The following is a 24,247-nucleotide window of genomic DNA, read 5'->3' on the forward strand; positions in this document are numbered from 1 at the left end:
CGTGAAAGATTCATACGGATAACTGTCGCCACGAGTGGATAGTAATGCGACTCGTAATCTCGGTCGCACCGGACTGAACGCGGCGAACACTGCGGCGACGCCGGTTCTGTCCCGTGTTTTCGTACGTCTCCTTCACCGGATTCGCCGCCACCGACGAGCCTTGATTCCGCGCCCCTCGCGCCGTCAGCCGCGGTTACACACCGTTTACCAATCACCTTCCCCGTCCAACTGACGGGAAACATGTGCAACCGATGTTGGTCCCTCTCTCTCCCGCTTTCATCTCGCCCTTCGAGACGACTCGACGCCGCTGCACGGACGCCGGATAGTCGCCCGGAACGCCGCGAGCGCACGGAGGTTCTCCGCCGGTGAAGCGCAGAACCTATCTGCGGACGCTCGGCGCGGTCGGCGTCGGGGCCGCGCTCGCCGGCTGTAACACGCCGGACGAGGAGACGCCGACCGAGACGCCGAGGCCGACCGAGGAGACGCCCACGCCGGAGCCGGAACTCACCGTCTTCGACGCGGTCGACGACCTCGGGATGGACCCGACGGGCCAAGAGCCGGTCGACGACATCCTCGACGAGACGTACCGTGAAGACACGGCCATCGAGTTCCCGCCGGGCGAGTACCTCATCACCCGCGAGCACGACTGGGACCGCGGCGTCTCGAACTTCCGACTCGTCGGCCTCGGCGACTCGCACACGGACGTGCAGTTCGTCTTCCCGCCGGCGGACCCCGGCGAGCGGTTCCGGATGCTCCGCATCACGAGCGGGACGAACCACGTCCTGAAGAACTTCTCCATCCAGCAGACCGACGACGACACCACGAGCGCCGACATCTGGCTCGCCAACGACGACGGCGCGCTCATCGAGGACGTCGAGTGGCTCGGCCGCACTCCCACCGACAGCCACGCGCGCGACCAACTCCTGCTGTTCGACTGCACCTCGGTCGAGGGCGTCAACGTCATCCGGCGCGTCTACATGCGCGAGGGCGCGGCGCTCCCCGGCTATCCGAACGGCGTCGCCGGGATTCGCATCACCGAGCGGTCGGTCGGTGAGGTCAGGATGATAGACTGCCACATCGAACAGCGCGGGTCGTCGTCGTTCCGCGCGACCCACACCCGCGGCGTCCTCCGCGTCGAGGGCGGCCTGTTCAAGAACAACGACAACACCAACATGCGCATCTCCGCGGGCGACCACCCGACCAAGACCTCGTGGATCAAGGGCGCAACCGTCATCGTCGACGCCGACAACCTCAACGAGCACGCCCGGGATGGGGACCGACTCGACAGCCCCGAAGGACTTCGCATCGACTCGACGGGACACGGTTACACGGGCGTCCTCATCGAGGACTGCGACTTCGTCTACCGGTCGAGTCCGTCCTCGCCGGGCATCATCACCGTCCCGACCTACGGGAGCCACGGCGGTTTCACGATGCGTAACTGCCGCATCATCAACGACACCGGCGTCCAGACCATCTACGCGGGGCCGGTCGACACCGATATCGCGCGGGAGCCGTGGGGCGTGAACCTCGAAAACGTCACCATCTCGGGGGCGTGCGAGAGTCAGCCCTACGGCTCTGCGGTCGTCGTCGACGAGAACCGAAACGGCTCCCGCATCGTCGATAGCTGTATCTACCTGCCGAACGGCCGGGTCGGCGGCGTGCTCGTCAACCGCGCGTCCGGCTGCGCTATCGAGCACTCCAGCATCAACGTCAGCGGCCCGCCGACGCGGACCCGCGGCGTCGAACTCGCGCTCGACGACGTGACCTACACCGCGACCTGCGCGTTCCGCGACGAGTGAGCGTCGGGCGCTGAGAAGGCACTGCCTGCGTCCTCAGTTGTCGGCTGCCGGCCGTGAACGCGCTGGATACTGGCTATCGCATGTGGCCCGGCCCGTCCCACACTGGTCAGCACAGTAGCAAACCTTACCCAGTAGTATGTTCTACCGGCGAACATGGCCACGTCGGTGAAGATGGACGACGAGACGAAATCCCGTCTCGAACGGTTACAGGCCGAGATTCGGCTGAAAACCGGGACGCGAGTGACGCAGCAGGAGGTCTTGGCGCGGCTCGTCGAGAACGCCGTCGAGTCCAAGGCGGACCTCATCGACTCGTTCCGCGAGGAGCGCATCCCGCTTTCGGCATCCGAGCGCGAGCGGTTCCACGACGGGATGGTTTCGTCCGGCGTCACGACGACGGAAGAAGACATCGACGACGTGCTGTACGGATGAGCGTCTTCGTCGACACCGGCGTGTTCTTCGCGCACCACGATACGGATGCCGACCGGCACGACCAAGCCGTCAGCGCGTTCGACGACCTGTTCGACGGGGAGTTCGGACAGCCGTACACGAACGACTACGTTCTCGACGAGACGGTGACGCTCACGCGCGCCCGAACGGATTCGTTCGAGGCGGCGGACACCGTCGCCGGTCGCATTCTCGGTGAGGAGCCGTTCCCGAACGTGTTCCGGATGATTCACGTCGAACCGGACGACGTCCGGGCGTCGCTGGAGACGCTCCGTCGATACGAGGACCACGACCTCAGTTTCACCGATGCGACCATCGCCTCGCTGTGTGAGTCGCGTGGCATCGACGCCGTGTTGAGTTTCGACACGGATTTCGACGGACTCGTCGACCGCATCGAACCGGGGTACCGGTCGGTTTAACAGCGCCACGGGGAGCGCCGACAGAGCAACTCCGGCTCGGTTCCGCTGCAAACCGACAACTGTGTCTAAACTAACATTTATCCGGACGCGCGCCGCAGTTCGACCTATGGTTCGGCTCTGTCATCGGTACGGTCCCGGAGGGCTCCCGTACGCCGGACGAAACGACATCGGCGGCGGGATAGCGATGGCTGCCACCGGACTGTTGGCAATCACCCTCTGGTTCGGTGCTGCGGGGCTGCTGACCCTCGTCGGCGCGATGAACGGGACGCTCGGGTTCGTCTTCGGCCTCGGACTGCTGGCCGTCCCGGTAGCGATACCGACCTCGTTTATCGTGGGCACGCTACTCTGGCGACGGTTGCGACCCGACGACGACCGCCAACGCTACGGTGCGCTTTTCGGCGGGCTGACTGCACTCGGAAGTCTTGTCACGGGCGGGTTCGGGCCTGCGTTCCTCGTCGGCGTCTCGAACGTCACCCGCGGTGAGATGGTTCTACGGGAGGCCGTCGTCTTCACCGCGCTCCTGCTACCAGTGAGCGTGGTTTTCGCCGTTATCGCTGCCGGTTGGTTGGTCGTTCCGCTCGGCGCGTTCGGCGGATGGTATCACGAGCGTGCGAAGGCGCGCTCCTGACGAGGTCCGACCGCTAACCGCGCTCCGCGGCGTTCCACAGCGCCACGGCGAGCGGCGACGCCACGACGCCCGGCCGACTCAGCGACCTCTGAAGTTGAGTCCCGGCGTCAGCGTGATACCGGTCCTCGGCTCTTCCGATTCGTCGCCCCCGCGGTCGTGGTCGGCGGTCGATTCCTCGTCGGCTTCGTCGCCGCCCCGGTTGAACAGCGCGTGGTGCACGTAGCGGGCGAAGGGAACCGGGTCGTCGAGGCGCGCGAGGTCGAATCTCGGTTCGCGGTAGATTGAGGCGGCGACCTCCCAGACGGTCTTGACGAACGACGGGCGCTCGACGAGCGGCGAGTCGTCGCGGCGGACGCTCATCACGTAGCCGAGTTCGCCCCAGAGGTAGTGGGTGCCGACGCCGAGTTCGTAGCCCGGTTCGATGCGGTGTTTCTGCCCGGTCGCCTGCAACCAGTAGTAGTACGGGAAGTCGGCCCCGGCGCGGACGGTCGAGGGGAGCGACTGCCACATCCGGGGGTTGATTTCGATGAGTTTGAACTCGCCCGTCTCGGCGTCCTTGAGGTACTCGATGCACGCGAGGCCGTGCCAGTCGATGTGGCCGAGGAGCTTTCGCGCGACGGATTCGAGTTCGGGGTCGTACACCGAGGTCCGGTAGACGCCGCCGCCGCCGGTGTAGGAGTTCCCGCGAATCTGGAGGTGCTGGAACGTCGCGAGTGGCTCGCCGTGGTCGTACAGCGCCGCGAACATGTACTTGTCCTCGGCCGGGACGTAGTCCTGTACGATGGGGTCGTGTTTCATCTCGGCGTATATCTCGTCGGCGTCGGGTCGGTCGCCGGGCCGGACGTGGCGGACGCTCTTGACGATATCGTACTCGTGGGGGTCGTAGCTCTCGACGTACTCGCCGGCGACGACGTTGTACCGCGGCTTGATAATCGAGGGCTCGTCGAACGCCGCGACCTCGCTGAACAGGCGGGTCCGCGGCATGGGGACGCCGGCCTCGACGGCGGCCTCGTAGAGGAGCTTTCGGTCGTGGACCCGGCGGAGCGTCTCGAAGTCGGGGACGACGAGGTCCACGTACTGCTCGAACTCGTCGCGGTACTTCGAGAAGACGTAGCCGTCTTCCGGCCGCGTCGGGATGACGGTCTTCACGTCCGGCCGGGCGGCGATGCCGACGAGGGCGTCTTTGTAGGCCACGAGGTCGTCTTTCGGCGCGGGGATGCGGACGAGTTCGTCGCAGAAGCGAGACGAGGCCGCCGGCGTGTCGTCGTGTTCGGAGGCCATGACCGTGTGGACGCCCCGCTCGCCGAGCGACCGGACGCAGGTGTAGTTGCCCGATGGAACGAGTACCGATTCCCGGGCGTGCGCGCGTTTGGACATGCCTGAACCGTCGCGCGGTGACGGAATTAGTATGGGTCGGCTAACGGATTCGGGGTGGGAGAGGGGAGCCGATTCGCCCCGGTCGGCTCGGTGGTCGGAACGCGGGCGGCCGTCCGCGACGGGGTCGGACCGCGCCGCTGCGCGAGCGCCGCACCTGCGACCGAACTGTGGATTCGGACGCGACGAACCGGATTCGATTCGTGAAAGTCGAGCAATCCGACGGTTTCGGGTCGGTTATCCACAGCATACCGGGGGACTGGCGAAACTGTCGCCCCGGGACGAACCGACCGAGGTGGCGAGGCAGTCGCTCTCGACCGAAAGACAAAGAACAGTTAGCAGTTCGGCGCGGTGCCGCGCGAGGCGACGACTCAGATGGCCCGGGCTGACCGCCGCCTCAGAGCACGTCGTCGTCGAGGCCGCCGGGGTCGCCGGCGGTGTCGAAGAGGTTGTTCTGGGCGCTCTGGACGAAGTCGGACTGGACGCCGTCCTCGTCGTCGACGGGGGCACCGTAGGCGTCCATTCCCATCGAGAGGAGTTCCTCGACGGCCTGTTCTTCGCTGATGAACTCTTCGTCGACGAGCTGTTCGAACTCGACGAGCAGTTCGTCCGGGAGATTGACTTCTACGACGGGCATAGAGACGCGTTCGTGCTCGACATACTTGAGCGACCGGGTGTGAGTAATCGCGGTCTGGGTCTGGTCGTGAGCTGTCGTCGGGAGCGACACTCCGCGTCGCGCGTCAGTCACAACCGCGTGTCTTATCAGTTCTCCGTCGGACCCTCAACCCGACGAACGTCGGGGCGTCGATTGCCGACGCCCCGGACCGAGGGACCGACGTGACACGCGACACAGACCCGGCGACTGACGACGCCACCCCGGCCGAGAGCGACGCGCTCGGCTGGCTTCCGGAGCGCGTCGAACTGCCGAGCGACGAGTGGGTCATCTACCCGCCCGGCGAGCCGCGGCCGGCGAACTTCGCGCTCCGCTTCGAGAAGGCCGTCCCCGCGGTGCTCGTCGGTGTCGACTCCGGCGACTCGCCGGGCGTCCACGTCCTCCCGCACCCCGGCGGTCTCTCCGTCTCGGCCCGGTTCGGTGGCGTCGTCGACGACTCGGTCCGAGAGTTCGACCCGCCGGCGTCCGACGCCGAGCGCGGGGCGGTCGCCGCGTGGACGCAGACGTGGGTCGAGCGCGTGGACGACCGGGCCGAGCGGGCGCGCATCCGGACGGCCTGCGCGCCGGTCCCGAACGCCGGCGACCGCGTCTCGCGGGCGCTCTTCGACCACTTCGGGAGCGCGGACGCCGTCGCGGCCGCGGTGCTCGAACGGAACACCGCCGCGCTCAGGCGCGCGTCCGGTGTCGCCGAGCAGACCGCAACCGACTTGGTCGTCCACTACGGCACCGACGCGGAGTGGGAGCACTACCGCCGCCACCGCGACGCCGCCCCGTGACTCAAATCGCGATTTGACTCTCGCGTAGGGTTATTCCCGTCCGCGACGACTACTGGGTATGTCCCTGACACGACGCACCGTCCTCGGTTCGACCGCCCTCCTCTCGTTTGGCCTCCTCGCCGGCTGTGTCGGCAACGGCGGGTCGGACGACGGCGCGCCGACTGACGACGAACGGACGGACACGCCGACTGACGACCCCACGACCGACGAGCCGACGGACACGACGGACGACCTTCCGGACGGAAACGGCACCGACGACGGAGCCGGCGGCACCCGCCCGTCCGGCGGTCCCGGCATCTCACTGGTCAGCGTCGACGACGCGCCCGACGTGCCCGTCGAACACGACATCGAGATAACGGAGGACCTCGCGACCGACGAGCACCCGCCGCAGGTCCGCATCACGCTGACGAACACCGGCGACGAGGTCGTCGAGGTCGGTGAGGGAAGAACGGTCTTCTTCCAGTACGTCTCGGACACGACGAACGACCTCATCTTCCTCCCCGCGGGCGGTGAGTACCCCGTCGAGGCGGGCTGTTGGCGGCTCGAAGACAACATCGCCGTGACCGAGGAGTATCGGATTCTCTCGCTCGACCCCGGCGAATCACAGTCGGCACTGGTGGACCTCTACGGCGTCGCCCAGTCCGAGGGCGAAGAAGCGAGTTGTCTCCCGGTCGGGGAGTTCCGCTTCGAGGCCGACTTCGCTACTGGCGGGCTCTCGGGGTCCGACGGCGGGAGACAGGAGGCGGCGTGGGGCTTTTCGCTCACGCTGGAGTGAGACACACGGGTTCCGAATACGACCGCTGACCCGTCGCGGGCTTTATTCGGCTCCCCGTGCGGCGGCCGAGTCCGAGACGACAGACCACTCCGAGGGGTCGATATCGTTCCCCTCGACGGCGCTGTGCTCTGGATACGCCGTCATCACGAGATACGTCGCCGTCCCGGAGAGATACTCGGTCAGCCGACCGAGGTTCTCGTCGGCGATGCCGCCGAGGCGGTCCACGAGCATGACCGGCACGCGCTCGGCCACGTCGAACGCCTGGTACCCCGCGAGCGCCGTCGCCAGCCCGAGGAGTTCGACCTCGCCCTCGCTGAGCGCGCCCAGCGACGCCTCGCGGCCGTCGCGGGCGACGACGAGGTCGAACTCGCTCGTCAACCGCGCGCTCTCGAACCCCGTCTCGAACAGCGGGACGATTTCGCGAATCGCGTCGTCGAACGCGTCTCGTGTCTCTTTCTTTATCTCTTGTTTTCGCCGCCGGAGACGGGTTATCTCCTCGGTCAGCGACTGTCGCTGTGAACGCAGTGACTCGAGCTTTTCGGCCTCCGATTCAGCCGATTCGAGTTCCGACTTCGCGTCGTCGAGACGCGCGTTCGCGTACTTCAGTTCGCTTTCGATATCGGTCACCTGTTCGGAATCTGATTCGATTTGCTCGCGGAGGTCGTCGATACGCTCGGCGAGTTCGGCGTCGCGTTCGCGCGCGTCGTCGAGGCGGCGTTCGAGGTCCGACCGGCGCTCGCGGAGCTCTCGGAGTTCGGTCTGAAGTTCCCGTTCGCGTCGGCGTCGCTTCTCGCGCGACTCGACGCGCTCGGTGAGTTCCTCGACGCGCTCTCGGCTGGCTTCGGCCGCCGTGGTTCGGCGTTCGATACGCTCGGCGAGGTCGTCGAGCCGCTCGGTCACCGACGAGGCGTCCGTCTCGGCACCGCAGACCCAACACGCGAGTTCGTCGTCGACGACGCCGTGGGTCACGTCGGTCAGCAGTTCGGTCCGGTCTTCGGCCACGACGCGGCGGTTCGCGTCGTAGACGCCCCGAAGAAGCTCGATATCGCGTTCCTGCCGGTCGAGTTCCCGCTTCGCCGCGTCGAGTTCGCGCGCCAGTTCCTCGTCGTCTTCCACGTCGAGTCCGTCGAGTTCCTCCTCGCGCGCGTCGAGTTGTTCTCGGACCCGCTCGGCGGTCGATTCGAGTCGGTCGATGCGGCTCTGGACGCGGGAGCGCTCCGCGCGGGCGTCGCTGAGCGCCTCGCGCGTCTCGTCTCCGCCGGCGGCGTCGGCCGCCGCGCGCTTCGCCTCTAACTCCTCGACCTCGGCTTCGAGTTCCGACACCCGCCCGGCCAGCGTCGGCAGGCGGTCGGCCGCGTCTTCGGCCTCCGAGAGCGCCTCGTCCACGCGGTCGCGCTCGCGGCGCGCCTCGGCGATGTTCGCGTCGATATCCTCGAAATCGAGCGGTCGCGTGAGGAGGGGTTCGAGGTCGTCTCCCTCGCGGACGGCCCGCCGAATCTCGTTTTCCTCGCCGAGGAACGCGAACAGGTCGGCGCAGACGCGGTCGGCCTCGGCGGACAGATACGGCTCGCCGGTCGTCCGGACGTTCCTCCCGTCTCGGGCCAACTCGACCGCGTACTCTCCGTCGTCGGTCGAAAGCGAGACGCGCCCCTCGGTCGCGCCCTCGGTCAGCGGCGACGCCGTCCCGAGGACGGTCGCTATCGCGGCGAGAAAGCTCGATTTCCCCTGCCAATTGCTCGCGCGGACGGCGTTCAACCCCGGTTCGAGCGTCGCGCTCCCGCGTCGAATCCCGGCGACGTGCTCCACGTCGAGGTGCCAGCTCATGCCATTCCGGCGGCCGCGACGAGTTCGAGCGCCGTCCCGGTGTACTCGCTGAGCGCGAGGCCGGCGCTGGAGAGCGCGCCGATGGGGAGCACCGCCCGGAGCCGCCCGCCCGAGTCGGCCCCGCCGTCGGGCGCGACGCCGGTCTCGCGGACGGCCTCCTCGGCCATCTCGTCGGCACCGGCGTGGTGCTCCTGACAGACGAACCCGCGGTCGAGCGCGTCTTCGAGCGGGACCCGCGTCGGGCACTCCGCGCAGGACACCTTCACCTGCACGTCGACGCCGGCGTCCTCGGCCCCGGCGAGTCGCCCTTTCTTCCCCAGCGACGCGAGCGCCGATTCGGCCTTCTCTACGACCGTCTCGCGCGCGATGTCGACGCTGTTTCGCTCCCAGTCCGAGGACGCCTCGACGGTCGGCTTCTCGCCGTCGAGGCAGCCGTTGAGGTGGCGTCGCATCGTGCTCCACGACGCCATCGCGCCCGTCACCTCGTCGGCGTCGATGTCGTCGGTGGCGAGGTCCGCGGCCACGTCGCCGTAGTCGAGTTCGTCGTCACCGACGAGGGCCTCGTACTCCGCGTCGAGGCGCACGTCGGTCACGTCGCGACCGTTCCGCTCGTAGACGCGCGCGAGCAGTCGCTTGTTGAACCACGTCGTGAGCGACTTGTACCCTTCGCTTTCGCCGCCGTCGGCCCCGGTCCACCGCGCCAGCAGATAGTCGTCGACGGAGTCGTACCTGCCGGTCGGCGCGGCGAGTCCGTACCGTTCGATTGCCACGTCGACCTTGCACATTGTCTCGTTGCACGGAACTGGTGGCGCGACGGTAATAAGACTACGCTTGGCGGGTGACCTCGTCTCAGTCGCGGTCGCCGCCGTCGGCTCGTCGCGTCTCCACCCCCCGCTCGTTTTCTTGTTGCTCGGCTTCCCGTCGCTCGTTTTCTTGCTGTTCTGCTTTCCGCCGTTCCGCTTCCCGTCGCTCCGCTTGCCGTCGTTCGTTGCGCTGTTTGGTCCGGAACTGTCGGAAGCGCTCTTCCTGTTCGCGCTCGTCGAGGTATCGGCGGATATACCGTTTTTCCACCTCCAACTCCGGGATGAGCCGCTGGGTGAGGTAGTTGACGCGGAGCCGGAGCCGCCGAATCTCCGCGAGGAGGCGCAGGAGAACCGCCCGTATCTCCGCCAGCCTGACGACGTCCTCCACGACCGACTCGTAGGAGCCGACGAGTTCGTCGTCGAGCGCGCTCGTACCGAGGACGCCGTACCCTCGCCCGTCGAGCGACCGCCGCGCCGACGTGCTCAGAAAGAACGGGACGGTCAGCCCGACGAGCTTCGTCTCGGAGATGATGAGCTCCGTGTGAGAACTCCGCGCCTCCGAGAGCGTGCGAAGCGCGATTTCGCCCTCCCGCTCTGCGCCCCAGACGTGGAGGTCCGTCGCCTCGCGGAACGCCTCGTCGGTCTCGCGGCGCAGTTCCGTCCACCGGTCCAAGAGGTCGAGGAGGACGAAGACGAGACTGTCGCGTCGGCGTTCGAGGATGCGTTCTCCCTTCCGCGCGAGCGCTAACTCGTCGGTCACCGAGAGCAACTCGCGGTGCGTCGGGGCCGTCCGCCGGTGTCGCCGGTTTGGCATTGTCTACGATACGGTCCGTCCCGACGGTTGATATAGTTGTGTCACCGACACGTATCCGGCCTATTTGACAAGGACTAAGCCGTTGTCAATATCGACTCGAACACGAGTATGTCCAGACACGCGGCCGCCGAGTCGACGCGCCCGGCGGTCACGGCGACGGCCGTGCGGAAACAGTACGGCGACACTGTCGCGGTTCGGGACGTGTCGCTCGACGTTCGCAACGGGGAGGTGTTCGGGCTCATCGGTCCGAACGGAGCCGGGAAATCGACGCTCATCGGTCTGCTGACGGGGACGCGAACCCCGACCGAGGGCTCGATTCGGGTGTTCGGTGAGTCCCCGACCGCGGTCGACCGCTCGCGGCTGAGCGTGCTCCCCCAGGAGTTCTCACCCCACCGGCGACTCACGGGCCGCGAACTCGTCTCCTACTACGCCGGGCTCTATCCCGACCCGCGACCGGTCGACGAGGTGCTCGACCGAGTCGGCCTCGACGACGAGGACGCGGCGACGGCCTACACCGACCTCTCGGGGGGTCAACAGCGCCGCGTCTGCGTCGGCGCGGCGCTCGTCAACGACCCCGAACTCCTGTTTCTGGACGAGCCGACCACCGGCATCGACCCCGCTGGTCGCCGCGACGTGTGGGACCTCGTCGACTCGCTGGCCGACGACGGGACCGCCGTCGTGCTCACGACGCACTACATGGCCGAAGCCGAGCGCCTCGCCGACCGCGTCGGGCTTCTCACCGACGGCGAACTCGTCCGCGTCGGTCCGCCCCGGGACCTCGTCGAGCGCTTCGGCGGCGAGACCCGACTCGCGGTCCGGACCGAGTGCCCGCGCGCGCTCGACCTCGACGCGACGCCCCTCGACGGCCGCCGGTACGGCGACTACGAGTACCGCTTTTTCGACGCCGGTCCCGATGACCTGACCGCGATGCTCGACCATCTCGACGCGGCCGATATCGCCTACGAGGAAGTGAGTCTCGTCCACCCGACGCTGGAGGACGTGTATCTCAACCTCGCCAGCGAGCGCGGCCACGACTGCATCGCGAGCGCCGGTCCGGCGGGCGTCGCTGGCGACGCGGGGGTGACGCGATGAGCGCGACGGAGGCGGGCGGAACGGACGAGACGTCCCCGGCGGCCGAGACGAAACAGACGGGCGACGGCGGTCGGTCGCGCGCTCTCGCCGGGGCGACCCGCCGGGTCCGCGCGGAGGCCGTCGCCGAGACGCGCGCGTTCCTCCGGCGGCGGACGGCCGTCTTCTTCACGTTCTTCTTTCCCGTCTTCATCGTCCTCATCTTCGGCGTCCTCGTCAAGACCGGCGCGACCGGCGGTCTGTTCTCCCGCTCGGACACCTACTATCTGCCCGCGTATCTCGGCGTCGTCGTCGTGTTGACGCCACTGTCGCGGGTCGGAAGCACCGTCGCGCGAAACCGGGCGTCCCGCCGCTTCGAGAAGCTGGCGACGACGCCGCTTTCGCGTCTGGAGTGGCTCTCCGCGCACGCGGCCGTGAACGTCGCGCTCATCGGCCTCGCGGGCGTCCTGCTCGTCGGCGTCCTCGCCGCCGTCGGCGACCTCGGCGCGGCCCCCTCGCTCGGCGGCGACGCGCTGGTCGTCGCCTTTCTCGTCGTCGGCATCGCCCTGTTCTGCGGGCTCGGCTCCCTCGTCGGCTCGCTCGCGGACTCCGAAGACGGCGTCATCGCCGCCAGCAACGCCGTCGGCATCCCGATGGTCCTCCTCGCGGACACGTTCGTCCCCGCGTCCAGACTCCCAGCGGCGCTCCGCCCGGTTATCGACGCGCTCCCGCTCACCTACTTCGCGCGCGGCGTTCGCGCCGCGGTCGCCGGCGGCGAACTCCTGACCGCCGTCTTCGACCTCGCTGTCCTCTGTGGCTTCACCGTCGCGCTGTTCGCGCTCTCGGCGCGACTGCTTCCGTGGCGTGAGTGAGGCCGCTCACTCGCCGCCACTGTTCGGGACGTGGTCGTCGTCGCGGCGGCGCTTGAACCACCGCGTCACCCACGAGATGATGCCGAGGTCGCGCTTCGCCATGATGACCGTGCTCGCGGCGTCGCGGCCGACCGTCTCCGGAATCGCGCCGAAGACGAGCTGTTGGAGCAGGCCCTCTCTGGTCGCCCCGATGACCGTCAGGTCGAACGCCTCGGTCACGGCGACGATGGTCGCCGCCACGTCGTCGCCCTCGCGGACCGAGGTCGTCACCAACTCGTCGTCACCGAGCGCCGCGGCCGTCGAATTCACCCGGCGCTGGGCGTCCTCGCGGTCGCGCTCGCCGGCGTCGGCCGCGACGACGTTCATGACGTGCACCGTGGCGTCGTTGGTCCGCGCGATGGCGCGGCACACCTCGGCGGCGAGTTCGGCGTGCGGGCCGCCCGCGGTCGGCAGGAGAATCGAATCCACCTCGCCGTCCGTCGGGCCGATGCGCTCGACGAGCACGTCGCAGGGGGCCTTGGTCACGACCTCGTCGACGTTGCTCCCGAGGATGTAGTCGCGGCGGCGACCCCGGCCGCGCCAGCCCATCAACACCGCGTCGCTGTCGTGTTCCTCGATTGTGTTGAGGATGGCCGTTCCGGCGTCGTGGCCCAGTCTGACGGTCCCGCCGACGGGTACGCCGGCGTCGGTCGCCAGCTCCATCACGGCGGCGATGGTCTCGCGCTTCTCGTCGACGAACCGCCGCCCCTCCGAAATCGGCGTCTGCGACGGCACTTCGACGGCGCTCATCACGAGAATCTCGGCGTCGCGGTCGCGCGCCACGTCGATGGCGGTCCGCATCAACTGCGCCGCGTTCTCCGGGTTGGCAATCGGGACGAGCACCTGCGACTCGCGCCGCTCGGGGGCGCGCTCGGTCACGACGGTCGGGGTCTCTGCTTCGAGCTTTTCGGCCTCCTTGCCCTCGGAGTAGCCGTAGTACACGACGAGTCCGAGCGCCATCCAGACGGCCGTGGTCACGAGCGCGACGAAGCCCTCGGAGCCCGCGCCGAGTCCCGGCGTCAGCCCGAGTTCGAGGAGCAAAAACGGCGTCAGGATGAACTGGAGGACGATGCCGACGAGCGGGGGCCACGGCATGTACGGTATCTCGTACGTCCGCGGGAGGTCGGGGTGGGTCGCCCGCATCTTGACGACGGTCCAGTTCACCTGGATGAAAAGGAAGATGAACATGATGTCGGCGGCGGCCGCGACGCTCTCGATGGGGAGCAACACGGCCATGAGCCCGATGAGGACCGCCGAGAGCCCGATTGCCCAGTGGGGCGTCCGCTTGTCGTCGTGGATGCGCCCGAAGAAGCCCGGAAGGACGCGGTCGCGGCCCATGGCGAACGACACCCGCGACGAGGAGTAGATGGTCGCGTTGAGCGCGCTCATCGTCGCCGCGAGCCCGGCGAACAGGAGGAGCGGGACGCCGTACGGGACGAACTGTCCGGCGGCCTCGATGATGCCGAGTTCACCGAGGTTCCCGAGGACCTGCCACGTCGGCGCGGCGGTCGTGAGCCCCGCGCGCCCCGCGAGCTCGGCGGTCACGTCGATGCCGCCGATGGCCGCGAAGGCGACGAGGACGTAGATGGGGACCACGATTGCCATCGAGTAGAACACCGCCTTCGGGACGTTGGTGCCGGGGTCGACGACCTCCTCGCCCGACTGGACGATTATCTCGTAGCCCTCGAAGGCGATGTACGTGAAGCCCATCGCGCCGATGACGCCGACGAGGCCGTTGGGCGCGAACGACGGACTATCGAGGAACGTCGCCGTCCAGTTCGGCTCGCGCACCGTCGCGAGGATACCGAAGGCCACGAAGACGCCGAGGATGAGAATCTTGATGGTCGTGACGACGACGCCCGCCTTCCCCGTCTCCTCGGCCCCGCGGTAGTTGATGTAGGCGAACGCGAGCACCATCACGACCGCGAGCAGTTTCTCGACGAGCAGGCGGTCGACGAGTCCGAACAGGACGAACCCGTCCGGCAGGCCGGCGAACACCACGAAGAACTCGGTGAGGAAGACGCCGAACGTCACGGCGTAGAGCGCGCACGCGACGGCGTGGGCGAACCAGCTCATCCACCCGGCGTAGAAGCCGTTGGGGTCGGCCAGCGCCTCTTTCACCCAGAGGTAGCCGCCGCCCGCCTCGGGGAACGCCGCCCCGAGTTCGGCGTAGGAGACGGCGGTGAACATCGCCACCAGCCCGTTGAGTACGAACGCCACCGTGAGCGCCGGGCCGGCCAGCCCAGCCGCGAACCCGGTCAGCGCGAAGACGCCCGCGCCGATCATCGCGCCGACGCCGATGAACGTGATGTCGGCGAGACTCATGTCGCGCGAGAGCTCCGTTTCCACCGACTCCTCAGGGGGAGCGTCGCCGCTCCCCGCGGTCGATTGCGTGTCGGCCATCAGGTGAACCCTCGAAGGCCGGATAGAAAAAGCCCGATGGGCGACGGGCCGCGTTCGAGCCGCCGTCGCCGGGCTCTCACCCGCAGCATGCGGGTGTTTTTCGAGCGGGTGCGTTCCGGCGCGCTACCCGCCGAACATCGTCCGCATCATCGGGTGCATCTCCATGAGCTGTTCCTCCGCGATTTCCTCGTACAGCTTGTACGTGATGGAGACCGTGAGGAGGAGCGAGGTCCCCGAGACGCCGCCGATGGTGCCGAGCATGTTCGCCATGACGGCGAGCAGGCCGACGAGGACGCCGCCGACGACCGTCACCTGCGGGATGTACCGCTCCATGACCCGCTCTATCACCTGCGGGTTGCGGCGGAAGCCGGGAATCTGCATCCCGGAGTTCTGAATCTGCCGCGCGGTCGCCTCCGGGCCCATGTCGGCGGTCTCGACCCAGAAGATGGAGAAGATAGCCCCGCCGACGAGCATCAGCGTCAGGTCGATGGCGACGCGGACGAGAATCTGCCACGGCTCCTGGGACGCCGACCCGAGCCACCACATCCACTGGCTGGGCGCGTGAATCGGGTTCAGGTAGTAGAACAGGCCGCCGGTGACCTGCCCGCTCGTGTACTGACCGAGCCACGCGGGCATGCCGGCCCACTGGCTGTTGAGGATGCGCCCGACGAACTGGACGTTCGCTTGCAGAGCGCGGACGAAAATCATCGGCAGGACGCTCGCGTAGATGAGCTTCACCGGGAAGCGACCGCGAGCGCCCTTGACGCGGGCGTGCGAGAGCGGAATTTCGACGCGGACGCTCTCGGCGTAGACGACGATACCGAAGATGAGCAGCGTCGTGACGAGCGGGACGACGCCCCCCACGCCGAACAGGAGCGCCTGTACCCCGCTCGCCGTCGCGAGCGACGGGACCGTCTCGGTTCCGGCGAGGACGTGGGCCCACTCGGAGACGATGCCGGTCGTCGACGCGCCGATGGCGGGGTCGGCAAAGAGGCCGCCGACGAGACGCTGGCTGACGCCGGCGATGATGAACAGGCCGACGCCGGAGCCGACGCCCCACTTGCTGACGACCTCGTCCATGAACAACACGAGCGCGCCGCCGGCGAATATCTGCGCGAAGATGAGCCACTTCACGCCGACCGCGCCGACGCCGAGAGCGCTCGCGACCGCGGGGTCGGCCGGGAGGTAGCCCCCGGCGAAGACGATGGGGAGGCCTTGGAGGGCAATCATCCCGAAGACGAGCAGTTTCTGGAGGCCCTGATAGAGGATTTGGTCGCCCGGGTCGTCCGTGTCGAGGCCGAGCAAGTCCCCGCCTTGCAGCAGTTGGAGGACGATGCTCGCGGTGACGATGGGACCGATACCCAACTGGAGGACGGTTCCCTGTCCCCCGCCGAGGATGGAGCGGAACTGTCCGAAGACGTCCTGGCTCCCGGTCCCGACGCCGAACAGCGTGACGTTCGTCAGGAAGAAGTACAGGACGAGAATCCCGGCGGTCCAGCCGAGCTTTCGGCGGAACGGGACGTGACCCTCCGGGCGGGCCACGGCGGGCATCCGACTCAGCACTGGCGCTGCGGTGTCTTTCCAACTCATGGTCGATTGCGAGTGGCTGTTGGCGATTGCATGGTCTGTCGCGCCGACCGGCGTCGTCACTACGCGAGCGGCGTCAGAACGGGGGGCTGCACGGGGGCCGCACCGGACGCCGTCGCTGTGCTCGCGAATCGGCGGTTCAGTCAGTCGTGGCCAGCCGTCGTGTATAACTGTATCGATGCGGTGACTATCCGTCCGCCGCCGAGGAGGTCGGCGGAGACGCCGCGGGACCGGCCGCCGAAATCGCCTCGTCGAACGACTCGCACGGTTCGGCGTCGACGACGCGGAGCGGACGCCGCCGCCCCGCACGGTCGAACGCGGCCACGCAGTCGTCGTCCCACGGCGGGACCGCGACGAGGACGACCTCGCGGAGCGTGTCGCGCTTCGTCGCCGCCAGCGGTCCCCACGGGTGCGAGACGAACTGCCCCGGCGTCCGCCCCGGCGCGGTCGAGAGGTCGACGCCGAAGACGCCCCGGACCGCCGCGCCGGCGCTCGGGTGGACGAAATGGCTGAACACCGGTCGGGTCGCGTCGAGCGACTCCGCCCCGTCTAACTCGCCCGCGGCGGTCGTGCCGAGCGACAGCGATTCGCGGCTCGGTTCGGCCCGCGCGGCCCGGTCCAACAGCGCGTCGAGCAGTCCGCGAGTGACGTAGACCGCCTGCCGCGTCGGGTCGCGTTCCCGGCCGACACGTCGTTGGGTGCGCCGCGGCCCGACGAGGCGGGTGGCGACGGCGACCCACCAGAGGCCGACGCCCAACACCTCGGCGTCGCTCGCGGCTCGGAGCCCCCACTGGAGGTGCGGAACTCCGAGTCGAAGCGTCGTGACCTGCACGGCGAGTCCGGCGAGGACGAAGGCGGCCCCGACTGCGGTGACGAGACGAGTGAAACGGGCGACGGAAGCGCGGTTCATCGGTGTGGTGTGGTCGGGCAGCCGCGGTGTCGTTTTCGGTTTGGCAATCACTAAGTGGTTGTCGGCTGTTTCGAAACATTAGTCCTTGAAAAAGACTATAAGCATCCACGCCAAACCACCGATTGCCGTGTTTCACGGCCACGAAGCGGCCAACTGCTATCCGTCGTCTTCGATCTGACAGCCCCTTCGGTGGTTTAGCCTGCCCGGTGTCGCCACCGTTGACCGCTTCGACACGCGACACCCCATCCGGCGCACTCCCCCTTGTTTCGGCATCGCGTCGGCGGGTGCGCGGTCGACAGCCATGACGAGTCCGCAGCCGCGATTGCCGGTCGAACGCTCGCTCGCGCGAACGACGCTCGGCGCCGACCTCGCGTCGGCGGCGGCGCTCGCCGTCGCGGCCGTCGTGTTCCGCGGCCCCGGCGGACGACGCCGACGCCGTCGTCAGCGTCCTCCTGTTGGGCGTCGCCTGTCCCGGCCCGTTACGCTCGCGGCGCGTGGCGGCCCCTCCGACGCCACGAAGTCCGCGGGTACCCTCGTCGGACCGTGGCTCGTCGGCGTGTCGTTCGACCCCGGCGCGGGTCACCTCCTGATGTGGGTCGGCGTCGTCGCGGGCGGCTGCGTCGTCACGACGCACGTCGCGCTCGCGCGTGGCCACCCCCTGACCCGCTTCGCGGCCGCTCGTCGCCCGGCTGTTCGACGCGACACAGACACGCCTTCCCGCGCAAGAGTGACTCGAATGCTCCACAACGCGAGCGATGCGTCTCCCCTGCGAGCGCTGGTGCACTGGTGCGCGGGTGCAGTCCGACTCGCGGGTGGCGCTCAACCGCGGCGGGCGACAGCTGAGCCGACCCCGGAGCCGGCGACGGAAACTCAGTTCGCGCCGACCTCGGGGCCGATGAGAATCCAATGGAGCCGGTCCTCTCCGCCGGGGTGGCGCTCCCACCGGACGTGGTAGACGGCCGGCCCGTGCGGGCACGACGGACAGCCCTCGGCGCACGGCGCGCGCTTGTGGATTTCGAGGTAGCCCGCGTGCGGCACGACTCGCGTGAGCACCTCGTCCGGCCCGCGGAAGCGCTCTATCGCCGCCTCACGGTCGAGCGCGTCGCCGTTTCGGTCGCCGGGGTCGTCGCCTTCGCCTTCGCCCCCGTCTCCGCCTCCACCGTCCCCGTCGCCGTCGCGGTTCTCGCCCCTGTTGCGGCGTCCGCTCGGCGCTCCGCGTGCCCGACCGTTTTCGACGTACTCGACGAGCGCCTCGATTTCGCTTTCGACGAGTTCGGGCGTCGTCGCGGGCGAGCCGCTCGACTCTCGCCGCTCGGATTCCTCGCGGTCCATGTCGAACTCTCGTCGCGGCGTCGGTTTATACGAACCGATTTGAAAATCACTTAGGGGTTGTCACAACCTCCTCGATGCGAGTTTCGAGGGGCAGTTCGCGTCGCTCAGGACGAGGTCGTGGACTCCGAGTCCGAGCGAGCGGTCCCGGAGGGGTCGATACCGAGGAACTTCTGACAGAGCTGTCTGGCGGCGAACGAACAGAGGAAGTACCAGACAATCCACGCGGGCATGGGGCCGAAGACGGCGTCCTGCCAGCCCACCCGGCCGACGAGCGGGAGAATCACGTGCGCGGAGCCGGCGGCGACGTGGCCGCCGCGGACCTTCCAGCGCATCCAGAGAAACGCCGGGATGGTGACGAGCATTATCCAGACCATCGGCTTGAACTGCGCTTTCATGACGCTCCACTGGTCGCCCATCGCCTCCATCTGCTCCGCCTCGATGCGTTCGAGCGCGTCGTCGTCGCCGCGCTCTTTCGCCGCCTCCCGGCGCGACTTCAGGTCGTCCATCCGGGCTTGGTGGCGTTCGAGGAGTTCCGTGTCCTTCAGTCGGTCCTGCATCACGGTCGAGTAGAGGCCGGTCGCCGCGGCGAGGACGATGACCACGGCGTAGAACGGTATCGAGTGCGCCAGCGCCCCGAGTACGACGTTGTCGATGCCGGCGACCGCGTTTCGAACGCCGGCGTTCCAGTAGCCGGCGAACAGGACGACGACGCCGAGCGCGCCGAGTCTGTCCCACCGAGACCACGACGAATCGGCGTCGTCGCTCCCGCCCTCGACGCCGGGGTCGCGCGATTGCAGTTTCGAGGCGATTCGGTCCGGGTCGGACAGGACGAAGCCGCCGGCGGCAGCGTCGGTCAGGACGCCGCGCTCGATGAGGCGGCCCCACTGACCGCTCGACAGCGCGTCGTTCACGTCGCACCAGCGGAGTTCTTCGGTCCCCCGTTTCGACCGTTCGACGACGACCGAGACCGCCTCCCGCATCGCCGGATTGTCCAGTAACGTCTCTAAAGAGTCTGCGGGCATTCACTCGCCCCTATTCGAGCGGTCGTTATCAACGCTTCCCTCCGCCGGAACCGACCGTGCCGGCGCTGGCCCGCTGGGGGAGTCTCGCGAGCCGTCACGGCCGCCTCGACTCTGCCCTCTCAAATTTGAGACGCGAACATGATAGAGCTATCGGTAACAACGCGACACAGATAGTATCGTCTCTGCTGCGGCACACACCTTCGAACGGGTCGTTCGCGGTCACCGGTCGACAGTTCGTCGCCTCCCGTTATCTCCGACGACAACTGGAGCTTCGATTTACTCCGGACACGGTGGTGTTCGCCCGCCGACCCGATTTGCGGCCGTGGTCGCCCGGTTCTCGGTGGTCGATACCCGGCGGGTCCGCGACAGCGACCCGCCTTTCAGTCCATCCCGCTCGATAGCTCCACGTCGTCGTTCTCCAACTCGCCGCCGGCCGGCGTCCCGCGGACGTCGCCCTCGCGCCAGGTCCCCCGGCGGAACCAGAGCCACGCGATGGCCGCGCCCACGACGTTCGAGACGAAAAAGGCGATCCAGATGCCCCGAACGTCGGTGCTCCCGAGGAACCAGACGTCGGTCGGCAGGAGCCCCTGCGACGCGACGAAGGCGACCGGAAGCCGGATGCCGGCGAGCGTGACGACCGATATCACCGCGGCGATGAGGGTCTTGCCCGCACCCCGGAAGCCGCCGGTGAACGCCCGCATGATGCCGATGAAGCCGAACGACAGCGAGACGTATCGCAGGAACTCCGCGCCCACGTCGAGCACCTCGGCGTTGGTGGTGAACACCGAAACGATGGGTTCGGGAACGAAGAAGATGGCGACGCCGAGCAGGCCGAGGACGAAAAACAGCCCCTTGGCGGCGACGTAGTTCGCCTGCTCCGCGCGGTCGTACTTCCCCGCGCCGATGTTCTGGCCGGACATCGTCTCGACGCCGCGGGCGACGGCGATAGCGGGGAGGAAGATGACCGAGAACACGCGGGTCCCGATACCGAACGCCGCGACGACGGAGGTCGAAAACAGCCCGACGACGATGAGAAGCGCGTTGATAGAGAGCGCGCGACCCGTCCCCTCGACACTGGCGGGGATGCCGATGCGGAGAATCTTCCGCAGATATCGGAAGTCCGGGCGCATGTCAGTGAGGTGGATTTGGATGCCTCTGGACCCCGACACCATGATGGCGATGCCGACGACCATCGCGAGGACTCGCGAGATGACGGTGGCGATGGCCGCGCCCTGAATCCCGAGTCGGGGGAACTGTACCGGCCCGAGTGCCCATCCGTTGATGAAAAACGGGTCGAGGACGACGTTGAGGACGACGGTCCCGAACATCACGAGCATCGGCGTGATGGTGTCGCCCGCCCCGCGCATCAGCGAGATGAACACGAAGAAGCCGAACATGAACGGCAGGCCGAGCGCGATGACCTGCATGTAGGCCGTCGCGCCCGGCAACACGTCCGGCGAGGCCCCGAGGAAATCGAGGAACGGTCGGACGAGCGGGTAGCCGAACGCGCCGAGCATCGCGGAGCCGAGGAACGCGAACGTGACGGTCTGTGAGGCCGCGTACTCGGCTTTGTCCGTCTCCTCGGCCCCGGTGTGCTGGGCGACGAGGACGCTTCCGGCGACGGACAGCCCCATCCCGAGCGAGATGAGGAGAAACACCATCGGGAAGGCGAACGAGATGGCGGCCAGCGCCTCCGTTGAGTACTGGCCGAGCCAGAACGTGTCCGCGAGGTTGTACGCCGTCTGGAGGAGGTTCGTGACGACGATGGGTAGCGACAGGTAGAGAAGCGGCTTGACGATGCCGCCCTCGGTGAGGTTGAGCTCGTCTTGCCCCTTGAACAGACTCATTCGTCCGCCCTCGCGTCCGGCCGCCAGCCGAGGTGGAGTTCCAGCGCGTCCTCGACGATTCGTCGGGTCTCTGCGGGGTGTTCGTCGAGCGCGACGACGCGGGCGTGCGCGCCGTTGCTCATGGTCGTGATGAGCCGCGCAATCTTCTCGGGGTCGGTCTCGTCGAACTCTCCGCCGTCGACGCCGTCGCGGACGATGTCTGCGACGACCTCCCGCATCACGCCGTCGAAGTCGAGGAAGCGCTCGCGGAACAGTTCGTGGTAGGGCGCTTGGGCCTTCAGTTCCATGACCGCCACGGGAAAGCCGTCCGCTCCGGGGTTCTTCGGGCTGAACACCGCGTCGAGAACCGTATTCAGTCGCGTCCGCGGGTCGGCCGACTCACACGACAGCTCCGACTCGAACCGCCCGATTAAGTCGTCGAGAAACGCGTTCAAAAGCTCCTCTTTCGTGTCGAAATGGTAGTGAATCGCGGCGCTCGTCACCGACGCCTCGTCCGCGATTCGCTGTACCGTGAGGCCGGCGTACCCGTGTTCGCAGAGCGCCCGATTGGTCGCTTCGAGTATCTCGGCTCTGGTCTCTGCGTCCATCTTCTGTCGGGCTTACTAACCGGTCAGTTAAGAGGCTTTGGACCGCGAATCTCCCCGTCAGAGAATCCCACAGCCGTCCGACTGCCGGTGTCTCTAAGTAGCCGAGTCGGCTACCGACGTAGTAGTGACCTTCTCGTTGTCACCGTACGTGGGTGCGCTCTTCCTCGCGGCCGTGATATCCGCCGGCGTCGCGAGCTACGGGTGGCGATACCGAGACGAACCGAGCGGTCGGTGGTTCATCGCCCTCACGGTCAGCGCCGGCTGTTGGTCGCTTTTCGAGGCGTTTCTCCTCCTCGCTGACTCGCCGTTCACCCGGCTTCTGTGGTTCGCGCTGGAGCCGATTCCCGCGGAGTCGTCGGTGTTTTTCACCCTGCTTTTCGCCCTCGAAATCGCGGGCTACGAGCGGTGGGTCTCGCGGCGGACCGCCGCGCTGCTCGCCGTGTGGCCCGCGTTTGCCATCGCGGGTGTGGCGACGAACGCCCTCGGCGTCCACGCGCTTCTGTGGGAGTCGCTGTCGTTTGCGACCGTCGGCGGAATCACCGCGACCGAGGTCGTTCCCGGGCCGCTGTTCTGGGTCGACGTGGTTTACAGCTACGTCGCCATCGGAGCCGCGCTCGTCGTCCTCGGCGTCCACTGTCTCCGGAGCCGACAGATATACCGGAAGCAGGCGCTGGTCCTGTTCGTCGCAACCCTCATCCCTGCCGTCGTCGGCGCGGTCTATCTCCTGATACCGTTTTCGCCCGCGAACCCCATCGCTATCTCGTTCGCCGCCACGTCGTCGCTGCTCGCCGTCGGGCTCTCGCGGTACCGCATCCTCGACATCAGCCCCATCGCGCGCGACCTCGTCATCGAGCGGATGGCCGACCCCGTCCTCGTCGTCGACCGGAAGGGCAGACTGGCCGACAGCAACCCGGCGGCGAGGGCGCTGTTCGACGTTTCACACCCGCCGCTCGGCTCGCCCGTCGCCGACGCGTTCGACCCGGAGACCGTCGAGGCGCTCGAATCCGGCGGGGAACTGCGGGTCGTCGACGACAACGGCGAGGCGCGGCACTTCGAGGTCGACCGGTCGGCCGTGACCGACGGTCGAGACGCGGTTCGCGGCCACCTGCACATCCTCCACGACATCACCGAGCGCCGCGTCCGCGAGCGGTGGTTCCGCGCGCTCACGGAGAACGCCTCCGACCTCATCTTCGTCCTCGACGCCGACGGCTCGGTCACCTATCTGAGCGACTCGGCCGCCCAGACGCTCGGGACCGACGAGGACCCGAGCGAGGTGCGGTCGCTGCGGCGGTTCCTCCACCCCGACGACGAGGACGCCGCCATCGAGACGTTTCGGGAGGCGTTGGAGCGCCCCGACGAGGACGCCACCGCCGAACTCCGGTTCCGCAGTTCGACTCGCGGGTGGCGCGTCTTCGGCGTCCGGTGTCGGAACCTCCTCGACGACCCCGTCGTCGGCGGCGTCGTCGTCAACGCCCAGGACGTGACCGACCGACGGAAGCACGAACAACAGCTCGAAACGTTCGCCAACATCGTCTCCCACGACCTGCGGAACCCGCTGAACGTGGCGGAGGGCTACCTCGAACTGGTGAAGGAGGCCGACCGCCCCGACCCGGACCACGTCGAGCGAATCGAGGCGGCTCACGAGCGCATGGGCGAAATCATCGCCGACGTGCTCGCGCTCGCCCGCGGCGGGACGGTCGACGAACACGAGACGGTCTCGCTCGACGCCGTCGCGGCCGAAGCGTGGACGAACGTCGAAACCGGGGCCGCGACGCTCGATATCGAAGCGAGCGCGTCGTTCGCCGCCGACCGGACCCGGCTCCTCCAGCTGTTCGAGAACCTGTTTCGAAACGCCGTCGAGCACGGCTCGACGGGCAGTCGGGATTCTCCCGACGACGCCGTGGAACATGGTTCCACGGGCAACCAGACTGCGTCTGGTGACGCGGTCGAACACGTCGGCGACGGCGTGACCGTCACGGTCGGCGCGACCCGCGACGGCTTTTTCGTCGAGGACGACGGTCCCGGCGTGCCGCCGGCGGACCGCCCGAAGCTCTTCGAATCCGGCTTCACGACGGCCGACGACGGCACCGGCTTCGGCCTCGCCATCGTCCGCACCATCGCGGACGCTCACGGCTGGTCGGTCGGCTACGAGGACGTTGCGGACGCCGGCGCGCGGTTCGTGATTCGCGGCGTCGAGCGCGCCGGGGACTCGGCGCAGGAGTCGGGGCCGGCGTCGTCGGACGACGCCTGA

The 24,247-nt window shown here is 68.0% G+C and carries 21 protein-coding genes; 9 read left to right on the forward strand and 12 right to left on the reverse strand.

The window, feature by feature from the left end; translation table 11 throughout:
• Positions 1-365 precede the first annotated feature (365 nt).
• The 4 genes from DVK03_RS16925 (at position 366) to DVK03_RS16940 (ending at position 3,290) form a co-directional block, all read left to right on the forward strand.
• A complete protein-coding gene (locus DVK03_RS16925) occupies positions 366-1,799 on the forward strand; it encodes a twin-arginine translocation signal domain-containing protein (protein ID WP_115803838.1) in 1,434 nt (477 codons plus the stop codon).
• 153 nt (positions 1,800-1,952) lie between these two features.
• Complete coding sequence (locus DVK03_RS16930; RefSeq protein WP_199506019.1) at positions 1,953-2,228, forward strand: hypothetical protein; 276 nt, start codon at positions 1,953-1,955, stop codon at positions 2,226-2,228.
• A complete protein-coding gene (locus tag DVK03_RS16935; RefSeq protein WP_115803839.1) occupies positions 2,225-2,662 on the forward strand; it encodes a type II toxin-antitoxin system VapC family toxin in 438 nt (145 codons plus the stop codon). The genes DVK03_RS16930 and DVK03_RS16935 overlap by 4 nt, the downstream gene beginning before the upstream one ends.
• A 184-nt stretch (positions 2,663-2,846) precedes the next feature.
• Positions 2,847-3,290, forward strand: a complete 444-nt coding sequence (locus DVK03_RS16940; protein WP_006601045.1) for a hypothetical protein — start codon at positions 2,847-2,849, stop codon at positions 3,288-3,290.
• A gap of 78 nt (positions 3,291-3,368) precedes the next feature.
• On the opposite strand, the gene DVK03_RS16945 is transcribed toward DVK03_RS16940, so the two are convergent.
• Both DVK03_RS16945 and DVK03_RS16960 read right to left on the reverse strand, forming a co-directional pair.
• Positions 3,369-4,667 carry a carboxylate--amine ligase gene (locus DVK03_RS16945; RefSeq protein WP_115803840.1) on the reverse strand — a complete coding sequence of 433 codons (1,299 nt, stop codon included), beginning with the start codon at positions 4,665-4,667 and terminating at the stop codon, positions 3,369-3,371.
• 394 nt (positions 4,668-5,061) lie between these two features.
• Entirely contained in the window at positions 5,062-5,301 is a 240-nt protein-coding gene (locus tag DVK03_RS16960; protein ID WP_004978002.1) for a hypothetical protein, read from the reverse strand.
• Positions 5,302-5,501: 200 nt separating this feature from the next.
• Here DVK03_RS16960 and DVK03_RS16965 point away from each other — a divergent pair, with 200 nt between their 5' ends.
• Both DVK03_RS16965 and DVK03_RS16970 read left to right on the forward strand, forming a co-directional pair.
• Positions 5,502-6,113 (forward strand): hypothetical protein, encoded by a 612-nt coding sequence (locus DVK03_RS16965; protein WP_115803843.1) that lies wholly within the window; start codon positions 5,502-5,504, stop codon positions 6,111-6,113.
• Between the two features lie 58 nt (positions 6,114-6,171).
• Complete coding sequence (locus DVK03_RS16970; protein ID WP_115803844.1) at positions 6,172-6,888, forward strand: hypothetical protein; 717 nt, start codon at positions 6,172-6,174, stop codon at positions 6,886-6,888.
• 42 nt (positions 6,889-6,930) lie between these two features.
• Here DVK03_RS16970 and DVK03_RS16975 read toward each other — a convergent pair whose 3' ends face one another.
• The 3 genes from DVK03_RS16975 to DVK03_RS16985 all read right to left on the reverse strand — a co-directional run bounded on the left by DVK03_RS16975 (position 6,931) and on the right by DVK03_RS16985 (position 10,329).
• Positions 6,931-8,712 carry an archaea-specific SMC-related protein gene (locus DVK03_RS16975; protein WP_115803845.1) on the reverse strand — a complete coding sequence of 594 codons (1,782 nt, stop codon included), beginning with the start codon at positions 8,710-8,712 and terminating at the stop codon, positions 6,931-6,933.
• The gene (gene rdfA / locus DVK03_RS16980; RefSeq protein ID WP_115803846.1) at positions 8,709-9,497 is read right to left on the reverse strand and encodes a rod-determining factor RdfA; all 789 of its coding nucleotides are present in this window, start codon (positions 9,495-9,497) and stop codon (positions 8,709-8,711) included. The genes DVK03_RS16975 and rdfA overlap by 4 nt, the downstream gene beginning before the upstream one ends.
• A 64-nt stretch (positions 9,498-9,561) precedes the next feature.
• A complete protein-coding gene (locus DVK03_RS16985; protein ID WP_115803847.1) occupies positions 9,562-10,329 on the reverse strand; it encodes a V-type ATP synthase subunit D in 768 nt (255 codons plus the stop codon).
• A 108-nt stretch (positions 10,330-10,437) separates the two neighbouring features.
• Here DVK03_RS16985 and DVK03_RS16990 point away from each other — a divergent pair, with 108 nt between their 5' ends.
• Both DVK03_RS16990 and DVK03_RS16995 read left to right on the forward strand, forming a co-directional pair.
• On the forward strand, positions 10,438-11,421 hold the full coding sequence (locus DVK03_RS16990) for an ABC transporter ATP-binding protein (RefSeq protein ID WP_115803848.1): 984 nt from the start codon (positions 10,438-10,440) through the stop codon (positions 11,419-11,421).
• Positions 11,418-12,269: an ABC transporter permease gene (locus tag DVK03_RS16995; RefSeq protein WP_115803849.1), complete on the forward strand. Its 852-nt coding sequence runs from the start codon at positions 11,418-11,420 to the stop codon at positions 12,267-12,269. The genes DVK03_RS16990 and DVK03_RS16995 overlap by 4 nt, the downstream gene beginning before the upstream one ends.
• A 6-nt stretch (positions 12,270-12,275) precedes the next feature.
• On the opposite strand, the gene DVK03_RS17000 is transcribed toward DVK03_RS16995, so the two are convergent.
• The 7 genes from DVK03_RS17000 to DVK03_RS17035 all read right to left on the reverse strand — a co-directional run bounded on the left by DVK03_RS17000 (position 12,276) and on the right by DVK03_RS17035 (position 21,996).
• Positions 12,276-14,711, reverse strand: coding sequence for an amino acid permease (locus DVK03_RS17000; RefSeq protein WP_115803850.1), 2,436 nt, complete (start codon positions 14,709-14,711; stop codon positions 12,276-12,278).
• A 123-nt stretch (positions 14,712-14,834) separates the two neighbouring features.
• Positions 14,835-16,301: a preprotein translocase subunit SecY gene (gene secY / locus DVK03_RS17005; protein WP_004064623.1), complete on the reverse strand. Its 1,467-nt coding sequence runs from the start codon at positions 16,299-16,301 to the stop codon at positions 14,835-14,837.
• A gap of 184 nt (positions 16,302-16,485) precedes the next feature.
• Positions 16,486-17,208: a hypothetical protein gene (locus tag DVK03_RS17010; protein WP_004064622.1), complete on the reverse strand. Its 723-nt coding sequence runs from the start codon at positions 17,206-17,208 to the stop codon at positions 16,486-16,488.
• An 870-nt stretch (positions 17,209-18,078) separates the two neighbouring features.
• Positions 18,079-18,540 (reverse strand): hypothetical protein, encoded by a 462-nt coding sequence (locus tag DVK03_RS17020; protein ID WP_115803851.1) that lies wholly within the window; start codon positions 18,538-18,540, stop codon positions 18,079-18,081.
• Positions 18,541-18,644: 104 nt separating this feature from the next.
• Positions 18,645-19,562, reverse strand: coding sequence for a DUF106 domain-containing protein (locus DVK03_RS17025; RefSeq protein WP_158543173.1), 918 nt, complete (start codon positions 19,560-19,562; stop codon positions 18,645-18,647).
• Positions 19,563-19,942: 380 nt separating this feature from the next.
• Positions 19,943-21,409, reverse strand: a complete 1,467-nt coding sequence (locus DVK03_RS17030) for an MATE family efflux transporter (protein WP_004064615.1) — start codon at positions 21,407-21,409, stop codon at positions 19,943-19,945.
• Entirely contained in the window at positions 21,406-21,996 is a 591-nt protein-coding gene (locus DVK03_RS17035) for a TetR/AcrR family transcriptional regulator (RefSeq protein ID WP_006600907.1), read from the reverse strand. The genes DVK03_RS17030 and DVK03_RS17035 overlap by 4 nt, the downstream gene beginning before the upstream one ends.
• A gap of 148 nt (positions 21,997-22,144) precedes the next feature.
• Between DVK03_RS17035 and DVK03_RS17040 the strand changes: the two genes are divergently transcribed.
• Positions 22,145-24,247, forward strand: coding sequence for a histidine kinase N-terminal 7TM domain-containing protein (locus DVK03_RS17040; protein ID WP_115803853.1), 2,103 nt, complete (start codon positions 22,145-22,147; stop codon positions 24,245-24,247).

It is taken from the genome of Haloferax sp. Atlit-109R, assembly GCF_003665865.1.
Classification (GTDB): Archaea; Halobacteriota; Halobacteria; order Halobacteriales; family Haloferacaceae; genus Haloferax; species Haloferax volcanii.

Excerpts from the sequence above, each read along its gene's own strand:
- DVK03_RS17035 (WP_006600907.1), bottom strand. The coding sequence starts at position 21,996 with ATGGACGCAGAGACCAGAGCCGAGATACTCGAAGCGACCAATCGGGCG.
- DVK03_RS17030 (WP_004064615.1), bottom strand. The coding sequence starts at position 21,409 with ATGAGTCTGTTCAAGGGGCAAGACGAGCTCAACCTCACCGAGGGCGGC.
- DVK03_RS16930 (WP_199506019.1), top strand. The coding sequence starts at position 1,953 with ATGGCCACGTCGGTGAAGATGGACGACGAGACGAAATCCCGTCTCGAA.
- DVK03_RS16970 (WP_115803844.1), top strand. The coding sequence starts at position 6,172 with ATGTCCCTGACACGACGCACCGTCCTCGGTTCGACCGCCCTCCTCTCG.
- DVK03_RS16960 (WP_004978002.1), bottom strand. The coding sequence starts at position 5,301 with ATGCCCGTCGTAGAAGTCAATCTCCCGGACGAACTGCTCGTCGAGTTC.
- rdfA (WP_115803846.1), bottom strand. The coding sequence starts at position 9,497 with ATGTGCAAGGTCGACGTGGCAATCGAACGGTACGGACTCGCCGCGCCG.
- DVK03_RS16935 (WP_115803839.1), top strand. The coding sequence starts at position 2,225 with ATGAGCGTCTTCGTCGACACCGGCGTGTTCTTCGCGCACCACGATACG.
- DVK03_RS16975 (WP_115803845.1), bottom strand. The coding sequence starts at position 8,712 with ATGAGCTGGCACCTCGACGTGGAGCACGTCGCCGGGATTCGACGCGGG.
- DVK03_RS16945 (WP_115803840.1), bottom strand. The coding sequence starts at position 4,667 with ATGTCCAAACGCGCGCACGCCCGGGAATCGGTACTCGTTCCATCGGGC.
- DVK03_RS17020 (WP_115803851.1), bottom strand. The coding sequence starts at position 18,540 with ATGGACCGCGAGGAATCCGAGCGGCGAGAGTCGAGCGGCTCGCCCGCG.
- DVK03_RS17025 (WP_158543173.1), bottom strand. The coding sequence starts at position 19,562 with ATGCCCGCAGACTCTTTAGAGACGTTACTGGACAATCCGGCGATGCGG.
- DVK03_RS16995 (WP_115803849.1), top strand. The coding sequence starts at position 11,418 with ATGAGCGCGACGGAGGCGGGCGGAACGGACGAGACGTCCCCGGCGGCC.
- DVK03_RS17010 (WP_004064622.1), bottom strand. The coding sequence starts at position 17,208 with ATGAACCGCGCTTCCGTCGCCCGTTTCACTCGTCTCGTCACCGCAGTC.
- DVK03_RS17000 (WP_115803850.1), bottom strand. The coding sequence starts at position 14,711 with ATGGCCGACACGCAATCGACCGCGGGGAGCGGCGACGCTCCCCCTGAG.
- DVK03_RS16990 (WP_115803848.1), top strand. The coding sequence starts at position 10,438 with ATGTCCAGACACGCGGCCGCCGAGTCGACGCGCCCGGCGGTCACGGCG.
- secY (WP_004064623.1), bottom strand. The coding sequence starts at position 16,301 with ATGAGTTGGAAAGACACCGCAGCGCCAGTGCTGAGTCGGATGCCCGCC.
- DVK03_RS16985 (WP_115803847.1), bottom strand. The coding sequence starts at position 10,329 with ATGCCAAACCGGCGACACCGGCGGACGGCCCCGACGCACCGCGAGTTG.
- DVK03_RS16940 (WP_006601045.1), top strand. The coding sequence starts at position 2,847 with ATGGCTGCCACCGGACTGTTGGCAATCACCCTCTGGTTCGGTGCTGCG.